Annotated in this window: 26 protein-coding genes; 13 read left to right on the top strand and 13 right to left on the bottom strand. The window is 57.8% G+C overall.

The genetic code is table 11. The annotated features are described in order from the left end of the window. Positions 1-27: 27 nt before the first annotated feature. The 10 genes from HBN68_RS15010 to HBN68_RS14965 form a co-directional block, all read right to left on the bottom strand. Positions 28-300: an HPr family phosphocarrier protein gene (locus tag HBN68_RS15010; RefSeq protein WP_169964986.1), complete on the bottom strand. Its 273-nt coding sequence runs from the start codon at positions 298-300 to the stop codon at positions 28-30. 16 nt (positions 301-316) lie between these two features. Further along, complete coding sequence (gene rapZ / locus HBN68_RS15005) at positions 317-1,174, bottom strand: RNase adapter RapZ (protein ID WP_169964988.1); 858 nt, start codon at positions 1,172-1,174, stop codon at positions 317-319. Between the two features lie 2 nt (positions 1,175-1,176). Then, positions 1,177-1,641, bottom strand: a complete 465-nt coding sequence (gene ptsN / locus HBN68_RS15000; RefSeq protein ID WP_094992711.1) for a PTS IIA-like nitrogen regulatory protein PtsN — start codon at positions 1,639-1,641, stop codon at positions 1,177-1,179. A gap of 12 nt (positions 1,642-1,653) precedes the next feature. Next, positions 1,654-1,968 (bottom strand): ribosome-associated translation inhibitor RaiA, encoded by a 315-nt coding sequence (gene raiA, locus HBN68_RS14995; protein WP_094992710.1) that lies wholly within the window; start codon positions 1,966-1,968, stop codon positions 1,654-1,656. A gap of 75 nt (positions 1,969-2,043) precedes the next feature. Beyond that, entirely contained in the window at positions 2,044-3,540 is a 1,497-nt protein-coding gene (locus HBN68_RS14990) for an RNA polymerase factor sigma-54 (protein WP_094992709.1), read from the bottom strand. A gap of 183 nt (positions 3,541-3,723) precedes the next feature. Then, positions 3,724-4,449, bottom strand: a complete 726-nt coding sequence (gene lptB, locus HBN68_RS14985) for an LPS export ABC transporter ATP-binding protein (protein WP_047273366.1) — start codon at positions 4,447-4,449, stop codon at positions 3,724-3,726. Continuing rightward, complete coding sequence (lptA, locus tag HBN68_RS14980) at positions 4,449-4,991, bottom strand: lipopolysaccharide transport periplasmic protein LptA (protein WP_047292283.1); 543 nt, start codon at positions 4,989-4,991, stop codon at positions 4,449-4,451. Before lptA ends, lptB begins: the two co-directional genes overlap by 1 nt. Beyond that, positions 4,978-5,550 (bottom strand): LPS export ABC transporter periplasmic protein LptC, encoded by a 573-nt coding sequence (lptC, locus tag HBN68_RS14975; protein WP_047273368.1) that lies wholly within the window; start codon positions 5,548-5,550, stop codon positions 4,978-4,980. Before lptC ends, lptA begins: the two co-directional genes overlap by 14 nt. An 8-nt stretch (positions 5,551-5,558) precedes the next feature. After that, positions 5,559-6,083, bottom strand: a complete 525-nt coding sequence (locus HBN68_RS14970; RefSeq protein ID WP_094992708.1) for an HAD family hydrolase — start codon at positions 6,081-6,083, stop codon at positions 5,559-5,561. Beyond that, positions 6,083-7,057, bottom strand: a complete 975-nt coding sequence (locus tag HBN68_RS14965) for a KpsF/GutQ family sugar-phosphate isomerase (protein ID WP_169964990.1) — start codon at positions 7,055-7,057, stop codon at positions 6,083-6,085. Before HBN68_RS14965 ends, HBN68_RS14970 begins: the two co-directional genes overlap by 1 nt. 292 nt (positions 7,058-7,349) lie before the next feature. Here HBN68_RS14965 and HBN68_RS14960 point away from each other — a divergent pair, with 292 nt between their 5' ends. The 10 genes from HBN68_RS14960 (at position 7,350) to hisC (ending at position 15,382) form a co-directional block, all read left to right on the top strand. Next, positions 7,350-8,159 carry an ATP-binding cassette domain-containing protein gene (locus tag HBN68_RS14960; protein ID WP_094992706.1) on the top strand — a complete coding sequence of 270 codons (810 nt, stop codon included), beginning with the start codon at positions 7,350-7,352 and terminating at the stop codon, positions 8,157-8,159. Further along, on the top strand, positions 8,159-8,956 hold the full coding sequence (mlaE, locus tag HBN68_RS14955) for a lipid asymmetry maintenance ABC transporter permease subunit MlaE (RefSeq protein WP_094992705.1): 798 nt from the start codon (positions 8,159-8,161) through the stop codon (positions 8,954-8,956). The genes HBN68_RS14960 and mlaE overlap by 1 nt, the downstream gene beginning before the upstream one ends. Next, complete coding sequence (gene mlaD / locus HBN68_RS14950) at positions 8,956-9,423, top strand: outer membrane lipid asymmetry maintenance protein MlaD (RefSeq protein ID WP_094992704.1); 468 nt, start codon at positions 8,956-8,958, stop codon at positions 9,421-9,423. Before mlaE ends, mlaD begins: the two co-directional genes overlap by 1 nt. 11 nt (positions 9,424-9,434) lie before the next feature. Further along, positions 9,435-10,082 carry an ABC transporter substrate-binding protein gene (locus HBN68_RS14945; protein WP_169964992.1) on the top strand — a complete coding sequence of 216 codons (648 nt, stop codon included), beginning with the start codon at positions 9,435-9,437 and terminating at the stop codon, positions 10,080-10,082. Further along, entirely contained in the window at positions 10,079-10,384 is a 306-nt protein-coding gene (locus HBN68_RS14940; RefSeq protein WP_047273375.1) for an STAS domain-containing protein, read from the top strand. The genes HBN68_RS14945 and HBN68_RS14940 overlap by 4 nt, the downstream gene beginning before the upstream one ends. Before the next feature lie 114 nt (positions 10,385-10,498). Then, positions 10,499-10,738 carry a BolA family protein gene (locus HBN68_RS14935; RefSeq protein WP_003439919.1) on the top strand — a complete coding sequence of 80 codons (240 nt, stop codon included), beginning with the start codon at positions 10,499-10,501 and terminating at the stop codon, positions 10,736-10,738. Between the two features lie 31 nt (positions 10,739-10,769). Further along, positions 10,770-12,035, top strand: a complete 1,266-nt coding sequence (gene murA / locus HBN68_RS14930; protein ID WP_094992702.1) for a UDP-N-acetylglucosamine 1-carboxyvinyltransferase — start codon at positions 10,770-10,772, stop codon at positions 12,033-12,035. Positions 12,036-12,217: 182 nt separating this feature from the next. After that, the gene (hisG, locus tag HBN68_RS14925; protein ID WP_047273377.1) at positions 12,218-12,853 is read left to right on the top strand and encodes an ATP phosphoribosyltransferase; all 636 of its coding nucleotides are present in this window, start codon (positions 12,218-12,220) and stop codon (positions 12,851-12,853) included. A gap of 148 nt (positions 12,854-13,001) precedes the next feature. Beyond that, positions 13,002-14,327, top strand: coding sequence for a histidinol dehydrogenase (gene hisD / locus HBN68_RS14920; RefSeq protein ID WP_169964994.1), 1,326 nt, complete (start codon positions 13,002-13,004; stop codon positions 14,325-14,327). 2 nt (positions 14,328-14,329) lie between these two features. Further along, on the top strand, positions 14,330-15,382 hold the full coding sequence (gene hisC, locus HBN68_RS14915) for a histidinol-phosphate transaminase (protein WP_169964996.1): 1,053 nt from the start codon (positions 14,330-14,332) through the stop codon (positions 15,380-15,382). Positions 15,383-15,446: 64 nt separating this feature from the next. Here the strand turns inward: hisC and algW are convergent, their stop codons facing one another. Next, entirely contained in the window at positions 15,447-16,601 is a 1,155-nt protein-coding gene (algW, locus tag HBN68_RS14910) for a Do family serine endopeptidase AlgW (RefSeq protein ID WP_047273380.1), read from the bottom strand. A gap of 101 nt (positions 16,602-16,702) precedes the next feature. Here algW and HBN68_RS14905 point away from each other — a divergent pair, with 101 nt between their 5' ends. The 3 genes from HBN68_RS14905 to cysN all read left to right on the top strand — a co-directional run bounded on the left by HBN68_RS14905 (position 16,703) and on the right by cysN (position 20,497). Next, entirely contained in the window at positions 16,703-17,461 is a 759-nt protein-coding gene (locus HBN68_RS14905; RefSeq protein WP_094992699.1) for a Nif3-like dinuclear metal center hexameric protein, read from the top strand. Positions 17,462-17,671: 210 nt separating this feature from the next. Beyond that, positions 17,672-18,589 carry a sulfate adenylyltransferase subunit CysD gene (cysD, locus tag HBN68_RS14900; protein ID WP_094992698.1) on the top strand — a complete coding sequence of 306 codons (918 nt, stop codon included), beginning with the start codon at positions 17,672-17,674 and terminating at the stop codon, positions 18,587-18,589. 9 nt (positions 18,590-18,598) lie between these two features. After that, the gene (gene cysN / locus HBN68_RS14895) at positions 18,599-20,497 is read left to right on the top strand and encodes a sulfate adenylyltransferase subunit CysN (protein WP_169964998.1); all 1,899 of its coding nucleotides are present in this window, start codon (positions 18,599-18,601) and stop codon (positions 20,495-20,497) included. A 63-nt stretch (positions 20,498-20,560) separates the two neighbouring features. Here the strand turns inward: cysN and HBN68_RS14890 are convergent, their stop codons facing one another. Continuing rightward, complete coding sequence (locus HBN68_RS14890) at positions 20,561-21,466, bottom strand: acyltransferase (protein WP_094992696.1); 906 nt, start codon at positions 21,464-21,466, stop codon at positions 20,561-20,563. Next, positions 21,467-23,566, bottom strand: coding sequence for a phosphate acetyltransferase (pta, locus tag HBN68_RS14885; RefSeq protein WP_094992695.1), 2,100 nt, complete (start codon positions 23,564-23,566; stop codon positions 21,467-21,469). Between the last annotated feature and the right edge of the window lie 7 nt (positions 23,567-23,573).

Here is a 23,573-nt window from a genome sequence, read left to right as displayed (position 1 = left end):
GATCGCTGCGGCGGTATGCGTCAGCCGCTATTCGCCTTCATCAAAGTAGTTATTGATCAGGGCCACCAGCGCAGCCATGGCTTCTTGCTCCTGTTCGCCTTCGGTCTTTAAATGAATGGTGGTGCCTTTACCTGCGGCAAGCATCATCATGGCCATGATGCTTTTGCCATCGACCATGGATTCCGGTGTGCGACCGGCTCGCACCTGACAAGGAAACCGACCTGCAACACCGACGAACTTGGCAGATGCTCGAGCGTGCAGGCCCAATTTGTTGATGATTTCGATTTCCAGAGCAGGCATCGCGGGGTAGATCCTTTCAAGTAAGGTCGCGGTGGCGAACCTGGACGTTTTTCAGGGTTTCTTGCAGGCACTTGCCCAGTCGTTCAGTGAGGTACACCGAGCGGTGATGCCCGCCGGTGCACCCGATACCGATCGTCACATAAGCACGATTGCTCGCGGCAAAACGCGGCAACCATTTCAGCAGATAGCTGGAAATATCCTGGAACATCTCTTCAACATCCGGCTGCGCGGCCAAGTAATCGGCTACCGGTTGATCAAGCCCCGATTGCTCGCGCAATTCGGGTTTCCAGTAGGGGTTGGGCAGGCAACGCACGTCGAAGACGAGGTCGGCATCCACCGGCATCCCGCGCTTGAAACCAAATGACTCCACCAGAAATGCCGTACCGGGCTCCGGTTTGTTCAGCAGGCGCAGCTTTATGGTGTCGCGCAGCTGATACAGGTTCAGATTGGTGGTGTTAATCGTAAGGTCCGCGAGGTCAACGATGGGCCCCAGCAACGTTGTTTCATCGCGGATGGCTTCTGCCAGCGAGCGGCTGGCGCTGCTCAGGGGGTGCCTGCGGCGGGTCTCGGAGAAACGCTTGAACAGGGTTTCCTCGTCTGCGTCCAGGTACAACACGTCACATTGAATATGACGGTTGCGCACTTCTTCGAGCAATTGTGGAAACCGCGACAAATGGCTGGGCAGGTTGCGCGCATCAATCGAGACCGCCACCAGCGGCTGTGCGAGTTCAGTGTGAATCAACGCCCGCTCTGCCAGCTCGGGAAGCAAGCCGGCGGGCAAGTTGTCGATGCAATAGAAACCGTTGTCTTCGAGGACGGCGAGGGCGGTGCTTTTACCGGAGCCGGAGCGTCCGCTGACAATGATCAAGCGCATGATTAATGACCGTTCTGTACGTCCAGAACAACCTGATACAGCGCTTCGTTGCTCGGTGCACTGCGCAGTTTTTCGCGCACATCTTTGCGATCGAGCATGCTGGCGATCTGCCTTAGCAGTTCCAGGTGTGCATCGGTGGCCGCTTCTGGCACCAGCAATACGAACAACAGGTCGACCGGCGCGCCATCGATGGCGTCGAAATCTATGGGGGCGTCAAGGTGCAGCAAAGCGCTGACAGGCGCCTCGCAGCCTTTGAGGCGACAGTGTGGGATAGCAATGCCGTTACCAAAACCGGTAGAGCCCAGTTTTTCACGGGCAATCAGACTTTCATAAACATCCTGCATTTCGAGACCAGGCACTTCGCGACTGATCAGGTTGGCAATGTATTCAAGGGCTTTCTTTTTACTGCCACCCGGCACGTTCACGTGTGAACGGCCGGGGGTCAGGATGCTTTCAAGTCGAATCATGGGTATGGGGTATTAACGACCAGTCGCGCCCTGGAGGAGGCTGACGGTCTTTTCCTTATGCTTTTTCAGTTGGCGATCAAGCTTGTCGGCGAGGTTGTCGATGGCGGCGTACATATCTGTATGCTCAGCATTTGCAACGACTTCACCTTTCCCAACGGGTATATGCAGGGTCGCTTCGATTTTGTGCAGCAGCTTTTCGACGGTAAGAATCACAGTAACGTTGGTGATTTTGTCGAAATGACGCTCCAGCCGGTCCAGTTTTTCGCCGATGTAAGCGCGCAGGGGGGCGGTCACTTCCACATGGTGTCCACTGATGTTGACTTGCATACAGTTTCTCCTTTGATTCCATTGCATAAAGTAGCAGGCCGGAAAGCCTGCCACTGAAACGCTGTGGCCCGTTGCTTACATCAAACGCTTACGCTCGCTGGAAGGCGCAATCCCAAGGGATTCGCGGTACTTGGCGACCGTGCGACGGGCTACCTGAATACCTTGTGCCTCCAGTAAACCAGCGATCTTGCTGTCACTCAACGGCTTTTTCTGATTTTCCGCCGCAACCAGTTTTTTGATGATCGCGCGGATCGCCGTGGACGAGCATTCGCCGCCTTCGGAGGTGCTTACATGGCTGGAGAAAAAGTACTTGAGTTCATAGATACCGCGTGGGGTATGCATGAATTTCTGTGTGGTGACCCGTGAAATGGTCGATTCGTGCATACCGACTGCTTCTGCAATGTCGTGCAACACAAGCGGCTTCATGGCCTCATCGCCGTACTCCAGAAACCCGCGCTGATGCTCGACAATTTGTGTTGCCACTTTCATCAGGGTTTCGTTACGGCTCTGCAGGCTTTTGATGAACCAGCGCGCTTCTTGTAACTGGTTGCGCATGAACGTGTTGTCGGCACTGGTGTCGGCGCGTCGCACGAAACCGGCGTACTGGGCATTGACCCGCAGGCGCGGTACCGATTCCTGGTTGAGCTCTACGAGCCAGCGTTCGTTGTCTTTGCGCACGATGACGTCGGGTACAACGTATTCCGGTTCTGTGGACTCAATTTGCGATCCCGGACGCGGATTAAGGCTTTGCACCAACTCGATGACCTGGCGCAGTTCGTCTTCCTTGAGCTTCATGCGGCGCATCAGTTGGCTGTAATCACGTGCGCCCAGCAGGTCGATGTAGTCCGTTACCAAGCGCTTGGCGTCTTCGAGCCAAGGCGTTGTTGCAGGCAGTTGGCGCAGTTGCAACAGCAGGCATTCGCCCAGATTGCGGGCACCAATGCCGGCCGGTTCGAATTGCTGGATACGGTGCAGGACGGCTTCGATTTCATCGAGCTCAATGTCCAGTTCCGGGTCAAAGGCTTCGAGGATTTCCTCGAGGGTTTCGTCGAGGTAGCCCTGCGTATTGATGCAGTCGATGAGGGTAACGCCAATAAGCCGATCGGTGTCCGACATGGGCGCCAGGTTCAACTGCCAAAGCAAATGGCTTTGCAGGCTTTCACCGGCCGAAGTGCGGGTGGTGAAGTCCCACTCGTCATCGTCGTTGCTGGGCAGGCTGCTGGCACTGGTCTGATAAACGTCTTCCCAAGCCGTATCGACGGGGAGTTCGTTGGGAATGCGGTCGTTCCATTCGCCTTCCTCCAGGTTATCCACAGTGGTTGCGGACTCCTGCTGATAGGAGGGTTCTTGAATGTCACTGGCGGGTTTTTGCTCAATGTTGTCGGCCAATGGATCCGAGTTGTCGAAATCTTCGCCTTCTTCCTGGCGTTCGAGCATCGGGTTGGATTCCAGCGCCTCCTGGATTTCCTGTTGCAGGTCCAGGGTCGACAATTGGAGCAGGCGTATGGCTTGTTGCAGCTGAGGTGTCATTGTCAGCTGCTGGCCCATTCTCAGGACTAGCGATGGTTTCATGGCAGGGGCTTAACACCTTATTCGCCGGCGCGCATGGCGCCATCCACTACAAGGGCGCGTTAGCGCCAAACATAAGCAAATTATATGCCTGAAACCGTAGCGTTTGCCTAGAGGCGTTTACAATTCGTCCGGAAGACGTGAGCAAATTGAAAACGCCCGTCAGGCATTTTTAGGCGTAGGGGCTTACAAGCGGAACTCGTTGCCCAGATACACTTCTCTCACCAATTTGTTGGCCAGAATCGTTTCAGCGTCGCCTTCAGCAATCAATTGTCCGTCGTTTACGATGTAAGCCGTTTCGCAAATATCGAGTGTTTCACGGACGTTGTGATCGGTGATCAGCACGCCAATGCCTTTGGCCTTGAGGTGGTGAATGATCTGCTTGATGTCGCCCACAGAGATGGGGTCAACACCGGCAAAGGGTTCATCGAGCAGAATGAACTTGGGGGCGGTAGCCAGTGCGCGGGCGATTTCTACCCGGCGACGCTCACCACCCGACAGGCTCATGCCCAGGTTGTCGCGGATATGGTTGATGTGGAATTCCTGCAACAGGCTTTCCAGCTCCTTGCGACGACCTGCTTTGTCGAGTTCCTTGCGTGTCTCAAGAATCGCCATGATGTTATCGGCGACCGAAAGCTTGCGGAAAATCGAGGCTTCTTGCGGCAGGTAACCGATACCGGCGCGTGCGCGGCCGTGCATCGGTTGATGACTGACATCCAGATCGTCGATCAGTACACGACCCTGATCCGCTTGCACCAAGCCCACAATCATGTAGAAGCAGGTGGTCTTGCCCGCGCCGTTAGGGCCGAGCAAGCCGACGATCTGTCCGCTGTCGATCGACAGGCTGACATCGCGCACCACCTGACGGCTCTTGTAGCTTTTAGCCAAATGCTGGGCTTTAAGAGTTGCCATTACTGGGCCTTCGCGTCAGTTTTTTTCTTCGGCTGGATCACCATGTCGATGCGCGGACGAGGTGCAGTCACGCTGCTACCGTTGGCGCGACCGGCGTTGGCCACTTGTTTGACTGTGTCATAGACGATTTTCTCGCCTTCAGTGGTGTTGCCATCGTTGATCACTTTGGCCTTGTCGATCAGCACGATGCGGTTTTGCGGTGCATGGTACTGAATGGTCACTGCGTAGGCCTTGACCGGTACCGGATCGGTGGCTTTTTGCAGTTGTTCGAAGTAGGCCAGGTTGCCAACCGAGGTCACAACGTCAATTTCACCGGCAGCGTTGCGGGTGATCGTGACGGTGTTGCCGGTGATTTTCATCGAGCCTTGCGTGATGATGACGTCGCCTTTGTAGGTCGCGACGCCTTTCTTGTCATCCAGCTGCGCTTCGTTAGCCTGAATACGGATAGGCTGTTCGGTGTCGTTCGGCAGAGCCCAGGCGCTCACGCTTCCCAGTGCTGCGCTCAAGCTGAGCAATAAAGGGAGGGTTTTAACGAGACTCATACTGTCCTCTTACGTTGGACAGCAGGTCCATCCTGCCGTCTTTCAAATATGCTTTCATTCCCTTGGCAGTGGTCACACCGCCAGCGCCGTCGATTCTAACGGCTTGCTCGGTCTGCGCATATTGCTTCTGTGGGAATACTGTCATGCGTGAGCTGGTGATAATCAGCTCGCGGTTGCGTTCGTCTGTGCGGGCGACCCGTACCGAGTCGATCAGCTCGACTTCCGTGCCGTCCGGATTAACCTCGCCGCGCTCACTTTGAACGTGCCACGGAAAGGTGGTTCCGCGGTACATCTGCAGGTCCGGGTTGGTCAGCAGCGTCACTTCGGAAGCCTTGAGGTGTTCAACCTTGTCGGACGTCATTTCGTATTGGAGCTTGCCGTCCGGCAGGTACTGAAGGCTATGAGCGTTGATGGCGTAATAGTCGATTGCGTGCTCATCCACCGCTACGGCAGGTTTGTCGAGGAAGCGTTCCGGGCTGATATTCCAATAGCCCACGGCTGCAAACAGCGCCGCTATGACGCCGAATAACAGGAAGTTGCGAATTTTTTTACTCAGCATAAAAAGCTCTATAAGTAGGCAGCGTGAGCGGCATCCAGACGGCCTTGGGCACGCAGGATCAGTTCGCAAAATTCACGTGCGGCGCCTTCACCGCCGCGTGCCTGGGTAATGCCGTGGGCATGTTCGCGAACGAAACTGGCGGCGTTGGCTACAGCCATACCAAGGCCTACGCGACGGATGACCGGCAAATCCGGCAGGTCGTCGCCCAGATAGGCAACCTGTTCATAGCTTAGGTTGAGTTGGCCGAGAAGCTCGTCCAATACCACCAATTTATCTTCGCGGCCCTGATACAGGTGCGCGATACCCAGATTTTGCGCGCGACGCTCAACGACTGGTGTCTTGCGACCACTGATGATTGCCGTTTGTACGCCGGCTGCCATCAGCATCTTGATGCCCTGGCCGTCGAGGGTATTAAAGGTCTTGAACTCGCTGCCGTCTTCCAGGAAGTACAACCGGCCATCGGTCAATACGCCGTCAACGTCGAAAACGGCGAGCTTGATGGCTCTGCCGCGTTTGAGCAAATCGCTGGTCATTACATCACTCCTGCGCGCAACAAATCGTGCATGTTCAAGGCGCCGACAGGGCGGTCGTCCTTGTCGACGACAACCAGCGCGCTGATTTTATGGTCTTCCATGATTTTAAGGGCTTCGGCGGCCAGCATGTCGGCGCGGGCTGTTTTGCCGTGAGGTGTCATCACCGTGTCGATGGTCGCGTTGCGGATGTCGATTTCGCGATCCAGCGTGCGGCGCAAGTCGCCGTCCGTGAAGATGCCGGCCAGTTTGCCATCTGTTTCAGTGACAACGGTCATGCCCAGACCCTTGTGGGTCATTTCCATCAGGGCATCTCTGAGCAACGTGCCGCGAACCACTTGCGGCAGCTCATCGCCCGAGTGCATGACGTTTTCAACTTTGAGCAGCAAACGGCGGCCAAGTGCACCACCGGGGTGCGAGAAGGCGAAGTCTTCAGCCGTGAACCCGCGGGCTTCGAGCAAGGCAATGGCCAGTGCATCGCCAAGGACCAGCGTTGCGGTGGTCGACGAAGTAGGCGCCAGGTTCAGTGGGCAGGCTTCTTGGGCCACCCGGGCATCCAGACTGACGTCGGCAGCCTTGGCCAGCGGTGACTCGGGGTTGCCGGTCATGCTGATGAGCTGGATGCCGAGGCGTTTAATAAGAGGGAGCAGAGTGACGATCTCGGCGGTAGAGCCCGAATTCGACAGCGCGAGAATGATGTCGTCGCGGGTAATCATGCCCATGTCGCCGTGGCTGGCTTCGGCCGGGTGAACAAAGAAAGCCGTGGTGCCGGTGCTGGCCAGGGTCGCGGCAATTTTGTTGCCGATATGCCCGGACTTGCCCATGCCGACCACGACGACTCGACCCTTGCTCGCTAGAATCATCTCGCAAGCGCGTACGAAATCAGCGTCGATCCGGGGCAGTAAATCTTCTACAGCTTCCAGTTCGAGGCGGATGGTGCGTTGTGCAGATTGAATCAGGTCGCTGGATTGGCTCATGTTTGAAGTCGGGTAGCCTGAGAAAAGGCGGCGATTATAGCGGTTCTGAGCAATTCCCTCACGTGTGTTCGTCATGCTTTGTTGTCTCATGCAACAAAGCACTACTGGACTTTAGGATGATTTACCCATTTTTCACTGTCCTGAACCTGAATGGGCACTCCTACAGCCTTTGGCGGTCAGTAACAGCAGTGATATAGTTCGCCGCCAGTTCGGCCCGCTCAAGGAACGCGCGCTTCTTGAAAAGAAGCTTGATGTCCGGTTAGAGGCAGAGGCTGCATCGCAAGGAGTTTAGATGAGTGCCGATAACGCCTACGCGGTCGAGCTGAAGGGAGTTTCCTTCAAGCGCGGTTCGCGCAGCATTTTCAATAACGTCGATATTCGTATCCCGCGTGGCAAAGTCACGGGGATCATGGGGCCGTCCGGCTGCGGCAAGACCACCCTGCTGCGTTTGATGGGCATGCAACTGCGTCCCAGCAACGGCGAAGTGTGGGTCAATGGGCAAAACCTGCCGACACTGTCGCGCAGCGATCTGTTCGACGCCCGCAAGCATATGGGCGTGCTGTTTCAGAGCGGCGCACTGTTTACCGATCTGGATGTATTCGAAAACGTTGCCTTTCCGCTGCGCGTGCATACCGAGCTACCGGAAGAAATGATCCGCGACATCGTGCTGCTCAAGTTGCAGGCGGTGGGGTTGCGCGGCGCCATTGACCTGATGCCGGATGAGCTGTCCGGCGGTATGAAACGTCGTGTAGCGCTGGCTCGGGCCATCGCGCTTGACCCGCAAATCTTGATGTACGACGAACCGTTTGTCGGCCAGGATCCCATTGCCATGGGGGTTTTGGTGCGTCTGATCCGTCTGCTTAATGACGCATTGGGCATCACCAGCATTGTGGTTTCTCACGATTTGGCCGAAACAGCGAGCATTGCTGACTATTTATACGTAGTGGGCGATGGTCAGGTGCTGGGGCAGGGGACGCCAGACGAGTTGATGAATGCCGATAACCCGCGCATCCGTCAGTTCATGAACGGCGATCCCGACGGTCCGGTTCCGTTTCACTTTCCGGCGTCGGACTACCGAACCGATCTTCTGGGGAAGCGCTGATGCGCAAACAATCAATTATCGACCGCGTCGGATTGTTCGGCCGGGCCGGGATCGACATTGTCTCGGTACTGGGGCGTTCGACCATTTTCCTGTTTCACGCATTGCTGGGGCGTGGCGGCATCGGCGGCGGTTTCGGGCTGTTGCTCAAACAGCTGCATTCCGTGGGTGTCATGTCGCTGGTGATCATCGTGGTGTCCGGGGTGTTCATCGGCATGGTGCTGGCGCTGCAAGGCTTCAGCATTCTGTCCAGCTACGGCTCAGAGCAGGCGGTCGGGCAGATGGTGGCCCTGACCCTGTTACGTGAGTTGGGACCGGTCGTGACCGCATTGCTGTTCGCCGGGCGCGCCGGGTCTGCCCTGACCGCCGAAATCGGCAACATGAAATCGACCGAACAACTCTCCAGCCTGGAAATGATTGGGGTCGACCCGTTGAAATACATCATTGCGCCACGTTTGTGGGCCGGGTTTATTTCCCTGCCGGTGCTGGCAATGATTTTCAGCGTGGTCGGGATCTGGGGTGGTTCGTGGGTGGCGGTGGACTGGTTGGGCGTCTACGACGGTTCCTACTGGGCCAACATGCAGAACAGCGTGACCTTCACCGGTGACGTGCTTAACGGGATCATCAAAAGCATCGTGTTTGCTTTTGTAGTGACCTGGATTGCCGTGTTTCAAGGTTATGACTGCGAGCCCACTTCAGAGGGGATCAGCCGTGCCACTACCAAGACCGTGGTGTATGCCTCATTGGCTGTACTCGGGCTGGACTTTATTTTGACCGCCTTGATGTTTGGAGATTTCTGATGCAAAACCGCACCATGGAAATCGGTGTCGGCCTGTTCCTGCTGGCTGGCATCCTGGCTTTGCTGTTGCTCGCCCTACGGGTCAGTGGACTGTCCCCGACCGCCAGCAGTGACACCTACAAGCTGTATGCCTACTTCGACAATATTGCCGGCCTGACCGTGCGCGCCAAGGTCTCGATGGCGGGCGTGACTATCGGCAAGGTGACCGCGATCGACCTGGACCGCGACAACTTTACGGCCCGCGTCACGCTGCAGATCGAAAAAAAGGTGGATAACCTTCCGGTGGATTCGACAGCGTCTATCCTCACGGCAGGTCTGCTCGGTGAGAAGTACATCGGTATCAGCGTGGGCGGGGAGGATGAACTGCTCAAGGACGGTGGAACTATTCACGACACCCAGTCGTCACTGGTTCTGGAAGACCTGATCGGCAAGTTCCTGCTCAATACCGTTAGCAAAGACGCCAAATAAGGAGTGTTTCGATGATTTCTCTCTTGCGCCGTGGCCTGCTGGTTGTATTGGCGGCCGCACTTCCTCTGATGGCGAATGCAGCACCGGGGCAATCGGCCCACGACATCGTTCAAGACACCACCACACGTTTGCTGGCTGACCTGACGGCCAACAAAGAGCAATACAAACAAAACCCGAGCAAGTTTTACGATGCCCTGAACACGATTGTCGGGCCTGCGGTGGATGTGGAAGGCATCTCCAAAAGCATCATGACCGTCAAGTACTCGCGCAAGGCAACGCCAGCACAAATGCAGCGGTTCCAGGAGAACTTCAAGCGCAGCCTCATGCAGTTCTACGGCAATGCTTTGCTGGAGTTCAAAAACCAGGGCATCACCGTTGGCCCTGCCAAGGATGAAAGTGGCGATCGCACCAGCGTTGACATGATTGTTAAAGGCGATAACGGCGCCACTTACCCGCTGTCGTACACCTTGAATAAGGTCAACGGCGAGTGGAAAGTGCGCAACGTGGTCGTCAATGGCATCAATATCGGCAAGCTGTTCCGTGACCAGTTTGCCGATGCCATGCAGAAAAACGGCAACGATCTGGATAAAACCATTAATAACTGGGCTGGTGAAGTGGCCAAGGTCAAGAAAGAGACTGACAAGGCCATCGATCAATGAGTGAGGGTGCCGTGACCCTGGCCGGTGAAAGCGAACTGCGCCTCAGTGGCGTGCTCGACTACCAGACCGGCCCCCGCTTGCGTAAGGAAGGTCAGGCGCTGATCAAAAAAGCACTGGCCAAATCCCTTGTGGTTGATTGCTCGGCAGTCACCAAATCCAGCAGTGTCGGTTTGTCGTTACTCCTATGCTTTATCCGAGACGCACAAGCCTTGAACAAGCCACTGAGCATTCGTGCCATGCCCGAAGACATGCGCGAAATCGCTCAGGTTTCGGGCCTGACCGAGCTGTTGGCACATCATTAATCGCCATTTATTGAGAAGCCCCCCGTCAGAGTCCTGTTCAGTGGGGTTCGCAGGCGCGGGGCTTTTTTGTATGATGGCCGACCCGCGCGCGTTGGGCGCCGATTGAGGTTGAGCATGCAGGCCGTAGAAGTGAAGAGCTTTCTTGAGGGAAAGCTGCCTGGAACCCAGGTAGAAGTTGAGGGCGAAGGCTGCAACTTTCAGCTGAACGTGATTAGTGACGAACTGGTGGCCTTGAGCCCGGTGAAACGTCAACAAAGCATCTATGCCCATTTAAACCCGTGGATCGCTGATGGCAGCATCCATGCGGTCACTATGAAATTCTTCAGCAGCGCGGCCTGGGCCGAGCGCACCTGAGCCCCCTGAGCCCATTGGCGTCGAGATTGTTATGGATAAATTGATTATTACCGGCGGTGCCCGTCTAGATGGCGAGATCCGCATTTCCGGGGCGAAAAACTCTGCCTTGCCGATTCTGGCTGCGACCCTACTGTGCGATGGCCCGGTGACGGTGGCCAACCTGCCGCATTTGCATGACATCACTACCATGATCGAGCTCTTTGGCCGCATGGGCATTGAGCCGGTGATCGATGAGAAGCTGTCGGTCGAAATCGACCCGAGAACGATAAAGACCCTGATCGCCCCGTACGAGCTGGTTAAAACCATGCGTGCCTCGATCCTGGTACTCGGCCCGATGGTTGCCCGTTTCGGTGAAGCTGAAGTGGCGTTGCCTGGCGGTTGCGCCATCGGCTCGCGTCCGGTAGATCTGCATATCCGCGGCCTTGAGGCCATGGGTGCAGTGATCGACGTTGAAGGCGGTTACATCAAGGCCAAGGCGCCGGAAGGTGGCTTGCGTGGTGCCAGCTTCTTCTTCGATACCGTCAGCGTGACCGGTACTGAAAACATCATGATGGCCGCAGCACTGGCCAAAGGCCGTAGCGTTCTGCAAAACGCGGCTCGTGAGCCTGAAGTGGTCGACCTGGCCAACTTCCTGAACGCCATGGGAGCCAAGGTCAGCGGTGCGGGCACTGACACCATTACCATTGATGGCGTAGAGCGTTTGCACCCTGCGACCTATCGCGTGATGCCGGACCGTATTGAAACCGGTACTTACCTGGTCGCTGCTGCCGTTACGGGTGGCCGCGTCAAGGTCAAGGACACCGATCCGACCATCCTCGAAGCCGTGCTTGAGAAACTCAAGGAAGCGGGCGCCGAGATCACCACCGGCGAAGACTGGATCGAGCTGAACATGCACGGCAAGCGTCCAAAGGCCGTCAATGTACGCACTGCTCCGTACCCGGCATTCCCGACCGATATGCAGGCGCAGTTCATCTCGTTGAACGCCATCGCTGAAGGCACCGGCGCCGTGATCGAGACCATCTTCGAAAACCGCTTCATGCACGTGTACGAGCTGCACCGCATGGGCGCCAAGATCCAGGTCGAAGGCAACACAGCCATCGTGACCGGCACTGAAACCCTCAAGGGCGCGCCGGTGATGGCAACCGACCTGCGTGCGTCGGCCAGCCTGGTGATTTCGGCACTGGTGGCCGAAGGCGATACGTTGATCGATCGCATCTACCACATAGACCGTGGTTACGAGTGCATCGAAGAAAAACTGCAAATGCTGGGTGCCAAAATCCGCCGCGTTCCGGGCTAGTTTTTGGCTACAGGCATCAGGGGCACACGGACTGTGTCCAGCCGCCAGGTGACGTAACGGTTTTGACGCGTTACCTTACCTGGCCTCGAATCGTTCAAGTCGAGCCTGATTATCAGGCTCGATGTTTGTCCGGCGCCGATTGCGTCCGGGCATAAGTACCCTGATAAGGACTTACGTTTCCCATGCTGACCATTGCATTGTCCAAGGGCCGTATCCTTGACGACACCCTGCCGCTTCTCGCTGAAGCGGGTATCGTGCCGACCGAGAATCCGGACAAGAGCCGCAAGCTGATCATCCCGACCTCTCAGCCAGACGTACGTTTGCTGATCGTTCGTGCTACTGACGTACCGACTTACGTTGAGCACGGTGCCGCCGACCTTGGCGTTGCCGGTAAAGATGTATTGATGGAGTACGGCGGTCAGGGCCTGTATGAGCCGCTGGACCTGCGCATTGCCCAGTGCAAACTTATGACTGCCGGTGCCGTAGGTGCTGTCGAGCCTAAAGGCCGTCTGCGCGTGGCGACCAAGTTCGTCAACGTGGCCAAGCGTTATTACGCTGAACAGGGCCGTCAGGTCGACATCATCAAGCTGTACGGCTCCATGGAGTTGGCACCGCTGATCGGTCTCGCCGACAAAATTATCGACGTGGTCGATACCGGTAATACCTTGCGCGCCAATGGCCTGGAACCCCAGGACTTCATTGCCGCCATCAGCTCCCGTCTGGTGGTCAACAAGGCTTCCATGAAAATGCAGCACGCCCGCATTCAAGCCCTGATCGATACCCTGCGCAAAGCAGTGGAATCCCGACACCGCGGCTGACTCACCCGCGCGTCCCCGGGCGCGCCCATCTATCCGTGCAATAGCCAGAAATCTCAGGTACCCGCGCGGATGGCTTGGTAGTCTTGCGGTGCCTGAGCTGTGCAACATCCTAACTTCTAAGCATTCGCCAATTACCGAGGCCCTCGCTATGACCGCTCCCACTGCAATTCGCCGTCTCAACGCTGCTGATCCGGATTTCGCGCAGCATCTGGATCACCTGCTGAGCTGGGAAAGTGTGTCTGACGACTCGGTTAACCAGCGCGTGCTCGACATCATCAAGGCTGTGCGCGAGCGTGGCGACGCGGCGCTGGTGGAGTTCACCCAACGCTTCGACGGCCTTGAAGTGGCCTCGATGGCGGACCTGATCTTGCCTCGTGAGCGCCTGGAACTGGCCTTGACCCGCATCACGGCCGAGCAACGCGAGGCGCTGGAGAAAGCCGCCCAACGCGTGCGCAGCTACCACGAAAAGCAAAAGCAGGACTCCTGGACTTACACCGAAGCCGACGGCACGGTGCTGGGGCAAAAAGTCACGCCGCTGGACCGCGCAGGGCTGTATGTGCCGGGCGGCAAGGCGTCGTACCCGTCGTCGGTGTTGATGAATGCGATTCCGGCCAAGGTGGCCGGTGTGACCGAAGTGGTCATGGTGGTGCCGACCCCGCGGGGTGAGATCAACGAACTGGTTCTGGCTGCCGCGTGCATTGCCGGCGTGGACCGGGTGTTCACCATCGGGGGGGCGCAGGCGGTAGCAGCGCTGGCCTATGGCACCGAAAGCGTGCCGAAAGTCGATAAGGTCGTCGGGCCGGGCAACATTTATGTCGCCACTGCCAAGCGCCATGTGTTTGGTCAGGTCGGCATCGACATGATCGCCGGGCCTTCGGAGATTCTTGTGGTATGCGACGGCCAGACCGACCCGGACTGGATCGCCATGGACCTGTTCTCCCAGGCCGAGCACGATGAAGACGCGCAAGCGATTCTGGTCAGCCCGGATGCCGTGTTCCTCGATAAGGTGGCGGCTAGCATTACCAAACTGTTGCCGACCATGGAGCGCGCCGAGATCATCAATACCTCAATCAACGGTCGTGGTGCGTTGATTCTGGTGGACGACATGCAGCAGGCCATCGACGTGGCCAATCGCATCGCCCCGGAACACCTGGAGTTGTCTGTCGCTGATCCGCAAGCATGGTTGCCGCAGATTCGTCATGCCGGAGCAATCTTCATGGGCCGTCACACCTCAGAAGCCCTGGGCGATTACTGCGCCGGTCCTAACCACGTGTTGCCCACCTCGGGCACGGCGCGCTTCTCTTCGCCGTTGGGGGTGTATGACTTCCAGAAGCGCTCCTCGATCATCTTCTGCTCTGAACAAGGCGCCTCCGAGCTGGGCAAAACGGCTTCGGTACTGGCCCGTGGCGAGTCGCTGACCGGCCACGCCCGCAGTGCCGAGTACCGGATCATCGCCGATCAAAAGGGGCAATAAGCATGAGCAAATTCTGGAGTTCTTTCGTTAAAGACCTGGTGCCTTACGTGCCGGGCGAGCAGCCGAAACTGACCCGACTGGTCAAGCTCAACACCAACGAAAACCCTTACGGCCCTTCGCCTAAAGCACTCGCGGCGATGCAGGCCGAGATCAATGACAACCTGCGTTTATACCCGGACCCGAACAGCGACCTGCTCAAGCAGGCGGTGGCGGACTATTACGGGGTGAAAGCCAATCAGGTTTTTTTGGGCAACGGTTCGGATGAAGTGCTGGCGCATGTGTTCAATGGCTTGTTCCAGCACGACCAGCCGTTGTTGTTTCCGGACATCAGCTACAGCTTTTATCCGGTGTATTGCGGGCTGTACGGCATTGAGTTCGAGCCCGTAGCGCTGGATGCACAGTTCCAGATCCAGCCAGCCGATTACGCCAGACCCAATGGCGGCATCATCTTCCCGAACCCGAATGCGCCGACGGGTTGCCTGCTGGCGCTGGAAGCCATCGAGCAGATACTCAACGCCAACCCTGACTCGGTGGTGGTGGTCGACGAAGCCTACATCGACTTTGGCGGGCAGACAGCAATTAGCCTGGTGGATCGTTATCCGAACCTGCTGGTCACCCAAACCCTGTCCAAATCCCGCTCGCTGGCAGGTTTGCGGGTAGGGCTCGCGGTAGGGCATCCCGACTTGATCGAGGCGCTGGAGCGCATCAAAAACAGCTTCAACTCCTACCCGCTGGACCGCCTGGCGATAGTCGGTGCGGCTGCAGCGTTCGAGGACCGTGAGTATTTCGAGCAGACCTGCAAGGCCGTCATTGACAGCCGTGAACAACTGGTCGGGCAACTTGAGGGGCTGGGTTTTGAGGTGCTGCCGTCAGCGGCCAACTTCATCTTCGCCCGCCACCCGGAGCACGATGCCGCGGCGCTGGCCGCCAAGTTGCGTTTACAAGGTGTGATCGTGCGTCACTTCAAGCAACTGCGGATCGACCAGTTCTTGCGCATCACCATCGGCACGCCGGAGCAGAACGCGGCGTTGATTGAAGGGTTGTCAGACGTTTAATCACGCTGTGTTGCCGCTGCCCATGACGCAGAAGTCGTCCGGGCAGCGGCAACAGCGGGCGTGTTTATTCTTGCTGCGGCGGCTGTTCCTGTGGTGGACGCAAGCCCACTTCGGCAGTCAGTTTCAGCTCTTTGCCATTACGCATCACCTGGATGCTGATTTTCTCCGACGGCTTGATTCGTGCCACCTGGTTCATTGAGCGACGACCATCGCTGGCGGGTGCACCATCGATGCTCAGGATCACATCGCCCAATTGCAGGCCGGCTTTTTGCGCCGGGCCATCTCGGAAAATCCCCGCCACGACAATCCCCGGACGACCGCTCAGGCCGAACGATTCGGCCAGGTCCGGGGTTAGCGGCTGCACTTCAATCCCCAACCAGCCACGAATCACTTGGCCGTGTTCGATGATCGACTTCATGACCTCCATCGCCAGATTGATCGGGATGGCAAAGCCGATGCCTTGGGAACCGCCGGATTTGGTGAAAATAGCCGTGTTGATGCCGGTCAGGTTGCCATTGGCGTCCACCAGTGCGCCGCCGGAGTTACCCGGATTGATCGCTGCATCGGTCTGGATGAAGTCTTCGTAGTTGTTCAGGCCCAGCTGGTTCCGGCCGGTGGCACTGATGATGCCCATGGTCGTGGTCTGGCCGACCCCGAACGGGTTGCCGATTGCCAGTGCAATGTCACCGATGCGCAGGCTGTCGGAGCGACCAATGGTAATGGCAGGCAGGTTTTTCAGATCAATCTTGAGCACGGCCAGGTCGGTTTCCGGGTCGCTACCGATCACCCGGGCCAAGGTTTCGCGACCATCCTTGAGGGCCACAACAATCTGGTCGGCGTTCAGCACCACGTGGTTATTGGTGAGCAAATACCCTTCGGGGCTCATCAATACCGCCGAGCCGAGGCTCGATTCCATGCGTTTTTGCTTGGGGGCGTTGTTGCCGAAAAAGTGACGGAACTGCGGGTCTTCAAACAAGGGGCGGGCGTTGCGGTTCACCACCTTGGTGGTGTACAGGTTGGCCACGGCTGGCGCAGCGCGCACCACCGCATCGGCGTAAGTGACCGGCCCTTGCTGCGCATAATTGGTTTGCGGCGCCTGTTGCAGATTAACGTCCAGACTCGGCAGCCCGACCCATTGCGGGTAGCGCTGAATAATCAGCAAAGCGATAAGAACGCCGGCCAGCAGTGGCCAGCCAAAGAAACGCAAAGCCTTGAGCATTGAACTAAGTCCTGAAGGTTGCAGAGCCACCATGACGGCCCATAATGGCGGCCATTATACGAGGGCTGCGCGCCTCTGAACGCTATATTTAGGAGTCTTTTATGGCAGTCGCCTTGAGCACGCTGGTCGAAGAAGCAAATCGATACCTCAATTGCGCTGCAATCAGCGATTACTGCCCCAACGGCTTGCAGGTTGAGGGGCGGCCGCAAGTGCTGCGCATCGTCAGTGGCGTGACGGCCAGTCAAGCCTTGCTGGAGGCGGCCGTGGAGGCCGGGGCCGATCTGATACTGGTGCATCACGGTTACTTCTGGAAAGGTGAAGACCCTTGCGTCACCGGCATGAAGCAGCGACGTCTGAAAACCTTGCTCAAGCACGACATCAGCTTGCTGGCCTACCACTTGCCGCTCGACCTGCACCCGGACGTGGGCAACAACGTTCAACTGGCGCGGCAACTGGACATCACCGTTGAAGGGCCGCTGGATCCCGATAATGCCAAAGTGGTAGGGCTGGTGGGCTCGTTGACAGAGCCCATGACGGCGCGGGACTTTGCCAGACGGGTGCAAGACGTACTGGGGCGTGAACCACTGGTGATAGAAGGCAGCCAAATGATTCGGCGTGTCGGCTGGTGCACTGGAGGCGGGCAGGGCTATATCGATCAAGCCGTCCAGGCAGGCGTTGACCTGTACCTGAGCGGCGAAGCGTCCGAGCAAACCTTTCACAGCGCCCGTGAAAACGACATCAGCTTCATTGCCGCCGGGCATCACGCGACCGAGCGTTATGGCGTGCAAGCGCTGGGTGATTACCTCGCCCGACGTTTTGCCCTGGAGCACCTGTTCATCGATTGCCCCAACCCGATCTAGCCGCTCACTGACAGGCGCGGCCGCTGCAACACCCTGCAGGTTTCTGACAGCCTGCAGCCCTTTTTCAGTGGCGCTGAGCCCAAACCCGGCGATCTATTCTTAGACTTTTTCGATCTAGTTGGCGCCCTCAATATAAGCAGGTGCTGTGCTAGCATTCTCCGCTCGAACACGGCCCGCAGGCCGTTCATAAGATAGCTTTCGTGAGTAGCCATGGTCGACAAACTGACGCACCTGAAACAGCTGGAGGCGGAAAGCATCCACATCATCCGCGAGGTGGCTGCCGAGTTCGATAACCCGGTAATGCTGTACTCGATCGGTAAAGATTCCGCCGTGATGCTGCACCTTGCCCGCAAGGCGTTTTTCCCTGGCAAGCTGCCGTTTCCGGTGATGCATGTCGACACGCAGTGGAAATTCCAAGAGATGTACCGCTTCCGCGACAAGATGGTCGCTGAGCTGGGCCTGGACTTGATCACTCATGTCAACCCGGACGGCGTGGCGCAGGGCATCAACCCGTTTACCCATGGCAGTGCCAAGCACACTGACATCATGAAAACCGAGGGCCTGAAACAGGCGCTCGACAAGTACGGCTTTGATGCGGCCTTCGGTGGCGCGCGCCGCGACGAAGAAAAATCCCGCGCCAAAGAGCGTGTGTATTCGTTCCGTGACAGCAAACACCGCTGGGACCCGAAGAACCAGCGCCCCGAGTTGTGGAACGTCTACAACGGCAACGTGAACAAAGGCGAATCGATCCGCGTCTTCCCGTTGTCGAACTGGACCGAACTCGATATCTGGCAGTACATCTACCTCGAAGGCATTCCGATTGTGCCGCTGTATTTCGCCGCCGAGCGTGAAGTCATCGAGAAGAACGGCACCCTGATCATGATTGATGACGAGCGGATCCTTGAGCATTTGTCTGAAGAAGACAAGGCGCGCATCGTCAAGAAAAAAGTCCGTTTTCGTACGCTGGGCTGCTACCCGCTGACCGGCGCGGTGGAATCCGAGGCTGAAAGCCTGACGGACATCATCCAGGAAATGCTCCTGACGCGTACTTCCGAGCGCCAGGGCCGAGTCATCGATCACGATGGCGCCGGCTCAATGGAAGATAAAAAACGTCAAGGTTATTTCTAAGGGGTTGTCATGTCGCACGTATCTGATTTGATCAGCGAGAACATCCTCGCCTACCTGGGCCAGCATGAACGCAAAGAGATGTTGCGCTTCCTGACCTGCGGCAACGTCGATGACGGCAAAAGCACCCTGATCGGGCGCTTGCTGCACGACTCCAAGATGATCTACGAAGATCATCTGGAAGCCATTACCCGCGATTCGAAAAAAAGCGGCACCACGGGCGATGACATCGACTTGGCCTTGCTGGTAGATGGTCTGCAAGCCGAGCGCGAACAGGGCATTACCATTGACGTGGCCTATCGCTACTTCTCCACCGCCAAGCGTAAATTCATCATTGCCGACACCCCGGGCCATGAGCAGTACACCCGTAACATGGCCACCGGTGCGTCGACCTGTGATCTGGCGATCATTTTGGTGGATGCCCGTTACGGCGTGCAGACCCAGACCCGCCGCCACAGTTTTATTGCGTCGTTGTTGGGCATCAAACACATCGTGGTCGCCATCAACAAGATGGACCTCAAAGGGTTTGACCAAGGCGTGTTCGAGTCGATCAAGGCGGACTACCTGAAGTTTGCCGAAGGCTTGAAGATGAAGCCGAGCAGCCTGCACTTCGTACCGATGTCGGCCCTCAAAGGCGACAACGTGGTGAACAAGAGCGAGCGTTCGCCGTGGTACACCGGGCAATCGTTGATGGAAATCCTTGAAACTGTCGAAGTCGCGGCCGACCGCAATCTGACGGACTTGCGCTTTCCGGTGCAATACGTGAACCGCCCAAACCTGAACTTCCGTGGGTTTGCCGGTACGCTGGCCAGCGGCATCGTGCGCAAGGGCGATGAAGTGATGGTATTGCCATCGGGCAAGAGCAGCCGGGTCAAATCCATCGTCACGTTTGAAGGTGAACTGGAGCACGCAGGGCCGGGTCAGGCGATTACGCTGACCATGGAAGACGAGATCGACATCTCCCGTGGCGACTTGCTGGTGCATGCCGACAGCGTACCGCCGGTGACTGACAACTTTGAAGCCATGCTGGTGTGGATGGCCGAGGAGCCGATGCTGCCGGGCAAGAAATACGACATCAAGCGCGCGACCAGCTACGTGCCGGGTTCCATTGCGAGCATCGTCAACAAAGTGGATGTCAACACGCTGGAAGAAGGCCCGGCCAGTGCTTTGCAACTGAACGAAATCGGCAAGGTCAAGATCAGCCTCGACGCACCGATTGCGCTGGATGGTTACGACAGTAACCGCACCACGGGCTCTTTCATCATCATTGATCGCCTGACCAATGGCACCGTGGGTGCAGGCATGATCGTTGCCCAGCCGGTCAGCCATGGCAGCTCAAGCCATCATGGCAAACTGGCCCACGTGACGACTCAAGAGCGTGCGCAACGTTTCGGTCAGCAACCGGCGACCGTGTTGTTCAGCGGGTTGTCGGGCGCAGGTAAAAGTACCCTGGCCTACGCCGTTGAGCGCAAGTTGTTCGACATGGGCCGTGCGGTATTTGTGCTTGATGGCCAGAACCTGCGCCATGACCTGAACAAAGGGCTGCCCCAGGACCGCGCCGGGCGCACCGAAAACTGGCGCCGTGCAGCGCATGTGGCGCGCCAGTTCAACGAAGCGGGTCTGCTGACGCTGGCCGCCTTCGTGGCACCGGATGCACAGGGCCGTGATCAGGCTAAAGCGTTGATCGGGGATGATCGTCTGATTACCGTGTATGTGCAGGCGTCACCTGCGGTATGCGCTGAACGTGACCCGCAAGGTTTGTATGCCGCCGGTGGTGACAACATTCCGGGGGACTCCTTCCCGTATGACGTCCCGCTCGATGCAGACCTGGTGGTTAACACGCAGGCGTTGACGGTTGATGAAGGCGTCAAGTTGGTACTGGACCTGTTGCGTCAACGCGGCGCGATTTAAGCCTCAATGAAAAAGCCCGCTACCGAGAGATCGGTGGCGGGCTTTTGTATATCTGCTTGCGAATCAGCCTTTGGGGTATTCGCGATGCAACTCGCCCAGCAGGCGGTCTTTGTCTTCCCACAATTGGTTGATCCAGCCCTGAAATGCCAATTTGTACTCGGCATCCTGATCGTAGTTACGACCCAGAAACTCAGCCGGAATGCTCAACTCTTCAAACACCACCACGACCTCGCGCACGTTGCCGCACAGCAGATCCCAGTAACCGGGGCGCCCGCCGGGGTAATGAATGGTCACGTTGACGATGGATTTCAGTTGCTCGCCCATGGCGTCCAGCACAAAGGCAATGCCGCCTGCCTTGGGCTTGAGCAGGTAGCGAAAGGGGGATTGCTGTTGGGCATGCTTGGCTTCGGTGAAACGTGTGCCTTCCACAAAGTTGAAAATCCCGACCGGCTGGTTTTTAAACTTTGCACAGGTTTTGCGCGTCGTCGCCAGATCGGCGCCTTTTTTCTCGGGGTGTTTGGCCAGGTACGCCTTGGAGTAGCGTTTCATGAACGGGAAACCCAACGCCCACCACGCCAGACCAATCACTGGCACCCAGATCAGTTCCTGCTTGAGGAAGAACTTTAGCGGGCGGATGCGTTTATTGAGCACGTATTGCAAGACCATGATGTCGACCCAGCTCTGGTGGTTGCTGGTCACCAGGTACGAATGCTCATAATCGAGCCCCTCCAGCCCCTTGATCTGCCAGCGGGCATGGCCCAGCAGGTCCATCCAGCGTTTGTTATTGCTGACCCACGCTTCGTGGATATGGCGCATCAGCCAGTCGGTGCAGCGCTGGGCGGCTGCAAAGGGCAGGCACAGTTTGAAAATGGCCACCACGAACAGCGGCGTGCAGCACACGATGGTGTTGATCGCCAGCAGCAGTGAAGCAATCACGCCGCGTAACGGCGCAGGCAGGAAGTCCAGCATTTACACATCCATAGGTCGGTTGGCGGCTTGAATCGCCGTGAGGGCGATGGTGTACACAATGTCGTCGACCTGGGCGCCGCGGGGAAGGTCGTTCACCGGTTTGCGCAGGCCTTGCAGCATGGGGCCGAGGCTGACGCAATCAGCGCTGCGTTGCACGGCTTTGTGGGTGGTGTTGCCGGTATTGAGGTCCGGGAACACAAACACGGTGGCACGTCCGGCCACCTGGCTGTTGGGGGCGAGTTGTCGTGCCACCTCCACATTGGCTGCTGCGTCGTATTGCAACGGCCCGTCAATCAGCAGGGCGTGTTGTGATTCGTGCGCCAGCAGGGTCGCTTCACGGACTTTTTCGACCTCTTCACCACTGGCCGAGTCGCCGCTGGAATAACTGATCATCGCCACCCGCGGTGTGATGCCGAACGCAGCCGCAGAGTCGGCGCTTTGCAGGGCGATTTCGGCCAGTTCAGCCGCCGACGGGTGCGGGTTCATTACGCAGTCGCCATAGACCAGTACCTGCTCGGGGAAAAGCATGAAGAACACCGACGACACCAGCGTGCAGCCAGGCGCGGTCTTGATCAGTTGCAGGGCCGGGCGGATGGTGTTGGCGGTGGAATGAATAACCCCGGAGACCAAACCGTCCACTTCGTCCAGCGCCAGCATCATGGTGCCGATCACGACTGGGTCTTCAAGCTGCTGTTCAGCCATCGGGGCATTGAGGCTTTTGGTTTTGCGCAGCGCGACCATGGGCTCGACATACCGGTCACGAATTACGTCGGGGTCGAGTATTTCCAGCCCGTCCGGCAGTTCAAACCCGTGGGCCTTGGCCACCGCCCGCACTTCATCAGGCTTGGCCAGCAAAACACAGCGCGCAATGCCGCGCGCCTGACAGATCGCCGCTGCCTGCACGGTTAATGGCTCGCTGCCCTCAGGCAAGACGATACGTTTGTTGACTTGCTGGGCCCGCTGGATCAATTGATAGCGGAATACGGCAGGGGTCAGGCGCATTTCGCGCGGTGTGCCGCAACGCTGGTGCAGCCACTTGGCATCCAGGTGGCTGGCCACGAAATCGGTGATGATTTCCGCACGCTCGCGGTCATCAATCGGGATTTCCTTGTTCAAGTTGTTCAGGCGATTGGCTGTGTCATACGAACCGGTACTGACTGACAGCACGGGTAGACCCGCCTGCAGGGCACCGCGGCACAGCTCCATCAGGCGCGGGTCGGGTTGGGTGTCGCTGGTCAGCAGCAATCCGGCCAGTGGCACGCCATTCATCGCTGCCAGGCTGACAGCCAGAATGATGTCGTCGCGATCACCGGGCGTTACCACCAACACACCGGGCTTGAGCAGTTGCAGCGTGTTGAGCACGGTGCGGGCGCACAAAATGATTTTTGACATGCGCCGGGTCTCGTAGTCCCCGGCATTGAGCACCTGGGCGCCCAGCAAGTCGGCCACGTCGCGGGTACGCGGCGCGTTAAGCTCGGGCTGGTACGGGATGCAGCCCAACAGCTTGAAGTCGCCTGTACGCAGCAGTGGCGAGTGTTCTTTAAGGCGCGCGGCGAAGTCTTCCATGCTTTCGTCAGTGCGTACCTTGTTCAGGATCACACCGAGGACTTTCGGGTCTTTGGGGCCGCCAAACAGTTGAGCCTGCAATTCGACACGGCCCGAGAGTTCGGTCAGCACTTCATTTTCGGGGGCCGAGACCAGAATCACCTCTGCATCGAGGCTCTTGGCCAGATGCAAGTTGACCCGAGCGGCATAGCTGGCGCTGCGGGTCGGGACCATGCCTTCGACGATCAGGACGTCTTTGCCGACCGCCGCTTGTTGATAGAGGGTGATGATTTCTTCGAGCAGTTCATCCAGTTGGCCATCGCCCAGCATCCGCTCAACGTGCGCCAACCCTAACGGCTGCGGCGGTTTCAGGCCATGGGTGCGCGCTACCAGTTCGGTCGAGCGCTCCGGGCCGACATCGCCGGGGTGCGGCTGGGCAATTGGCTTGAAAAAGCCGACTTTCAGACCGGCACGCTCCAGGGTGCGCACCAGGCCGAGGCTGATAGAAGTCAGGCCCACACCAAAATCAGTGGGGGCAATAAAGAAAGTTTGCATGCGAGCT

Source organism: Pseudomonas sp. WS 5078, assembly GCF_012985745.1.
Classification (GTDB): Bacteria; Pseudomonadota; Gammaproteobacteria; order Pseudomonadales; family Pseudomonadaceae; genus Aquipseudomonas; species Aquipseudomonas lundensis_A.
Note: the sequence above shows the minus strand (reverse complement) of the source record. Positions and strands in the feature narration are given on the sequence as shown.

Excerpts from the sequence above, each read along its gene's own strand:
- hisG (WP_047273377.1), top strand. The coding sequence starts at position 12,218 with ATGCTGACCATTGCATTGTCCAAGGGCCGTATCCTTGACGACACCCTG.
- lptC (WP_047273368.1), bottom strand. The coding sequence starts at position 5,550 with ATGCTGAGTAAAAAAATTCGCAACTTCCTGTTATTCGGCGTCATAGCG.
- hisC (WP_169964996.1), top strand. The coding sequence starts at position 14,330 with ATGAGCAAATTCTGGAGTTCTTTCGTTAAAGACCTGGTGCCTTACGTG.
- HBN68_RS14990 (WP_094992709.1), bottom strand. The coding sequence starts at position 3,540 with ATGAAACCATCGCTAGTCCTGAGAATGGGCCAGCAGCTGACAATGACA.
- cysD (WP_094992698.1), top strand. The coding sequence starts at position 17,672 with ATGGTCGACAAACTGACGCACCTGAAACAGCTGGAGGCGGAAAGCATC.
- mlaE (WP_094992705.1), top strand. The coding sequence starts at position 8,159 with ATGCGCAAACAATCAATTATCGACCGCGTCGGATTGTTCGGCCGGGCC.
- lptB (WP_047273366.1), bottom strand. The coding sequence starts at position 4,449 with ATGGCAACTCTTAAAGCCCAGCATTTGGCTAAAAGCTACAAGAGCCGT.
- HBN68_RS14940 (WP_047273375.1), top strand. The coding sequence starts at position 10,079 with ATGAGTGAGGGTGCCGTGACCCTGGCCGGTGAAAGCGAACTGCGCCTC.
- rapZ (WP_169964988.1), bottom strand. The coding sequence starts at position 1,174 with ATGCGCTTGATCATTGTCAGCGGACGCTCCGGCTCCGGTAAAAGCACC.
- mlaD (WP_094992704.1), top strand. The coding sequence starts at position 8,956 with ATGCAAAACCGCACCATGGAAATCGGTGTCGGCCTGTTCCTGCTGGCT.
- pta (WP_094992695.1), bottom strand. The coding sequence starts at position 23,566 with ATGCAAACTTTCTTTATTGCCCCCACTGATTTTGGTGTGGGCCTGACT.
- HBN68_RS14935 (WP_003439919.1), top strand. The coding sequence starts at position 10,499 with ATGCAGGCCGTAGAAGTGAAGAGCTTTCTTGAGGGAAAGCTGCCTGGA.
- lptA (WP_047292283.1), bottom strand. The coding sequence starts at position 4,991 with ATGAGTCTCGTTAAAACCCTCCCTTTATTGCTCAGCTTGAGCGCAGCA.
- HBN68_RS14905 (WP_094992699.1), top strand. The coding sequence starts at position 16,703 with ATGGCAGTCGCCTTGAGCACGCTGGTCGAAGAAGCAAATCGATACCTC.
- HBN68_RS14970 (WP_094992708.1), bottom strand. The coding sequence starts at position 6,083 with ATGACCAGCGATTTGCTCAAACGCGGCAGAGCCATCAAGCTCGCCGTT.
- HBN68_RS14945 (WP_169964992.1), top strand. The coding sequence starts at position 9,435 with ATGATTTCTCTCTTGCGCCGTGGCCTGCTGGTTGTATTGGCGGCCGCA.
- HBN68_RS15010 (WP_169964986.1), bottom strand. The coding sequence starts at position 300 with ATGCCTGCTCTGGAAATCGAAATCATCAACAAATTGGGCCTGCACGCT.
- HBN68_RS14960 (WP_094992706.1), top strand. The coding sequence starts at position 7,350 with ATGAGTGCCGATAACGCCTACGCGGTCGAGCTGAAGGGAGTTTCCTTC.
- raiA (WP_094992710.1), bottom strand. The coding sequence starts at position 1,968 with ATGCAAGTCAACATCAGTGGACACCATGTGGAAGTGACCGCCCCCCTG.
- HBN68_RS14965 (WP_169964990.1), bottom strand. The coding sequence starts at position 7,057 with ATGAGCCAATCCAGCGACCTGATTCAATCTGCACAACGCACCATCCGC.
- HBN68_RS14890 (WP_094992696.1), bottom strand. The coding sequence starts at position 21,466 with ATGCTGGACTTCCTGCCTGCGCCGTTACGCGGCGTGATTGCTTCACTG.
- murA (WP_094992702.1), top strand. The coding sequence starts at position 10,770 with ATGGATAAATTGATTATTACCGGCGGTGCCCGTCTAGATGGCGAGATC.
- hisD (WP_169964994.1), top strand. The coding sequence starts at position 13,002 with ATGACCGCTCCCACTGCAATTCGCCGTCTCAACGCTGCTGATCCGGAT.
- ptsN (WP_094992711.1), bottom strand. The coding sequence starts at position 1,641 with ATGATTCGACTTGAAAGCATCCTGACCCCCGGCCGTTCACACGTGAAC.
- algW (WP_047273380.1), bottom strand. The coding sequence starts at position 16,601 with ATGCTCAAGGCTTTGCGTTTCTTTGGCTGGCCACTGCTGGCCGGCGTT.
- cysN (WP_169964998.1), top strand. The coding sequence starts at position 18,599 with ATGTCGCACGTATCTGATTTGATCAGCGAGAACATCCTCGCCTACCTG.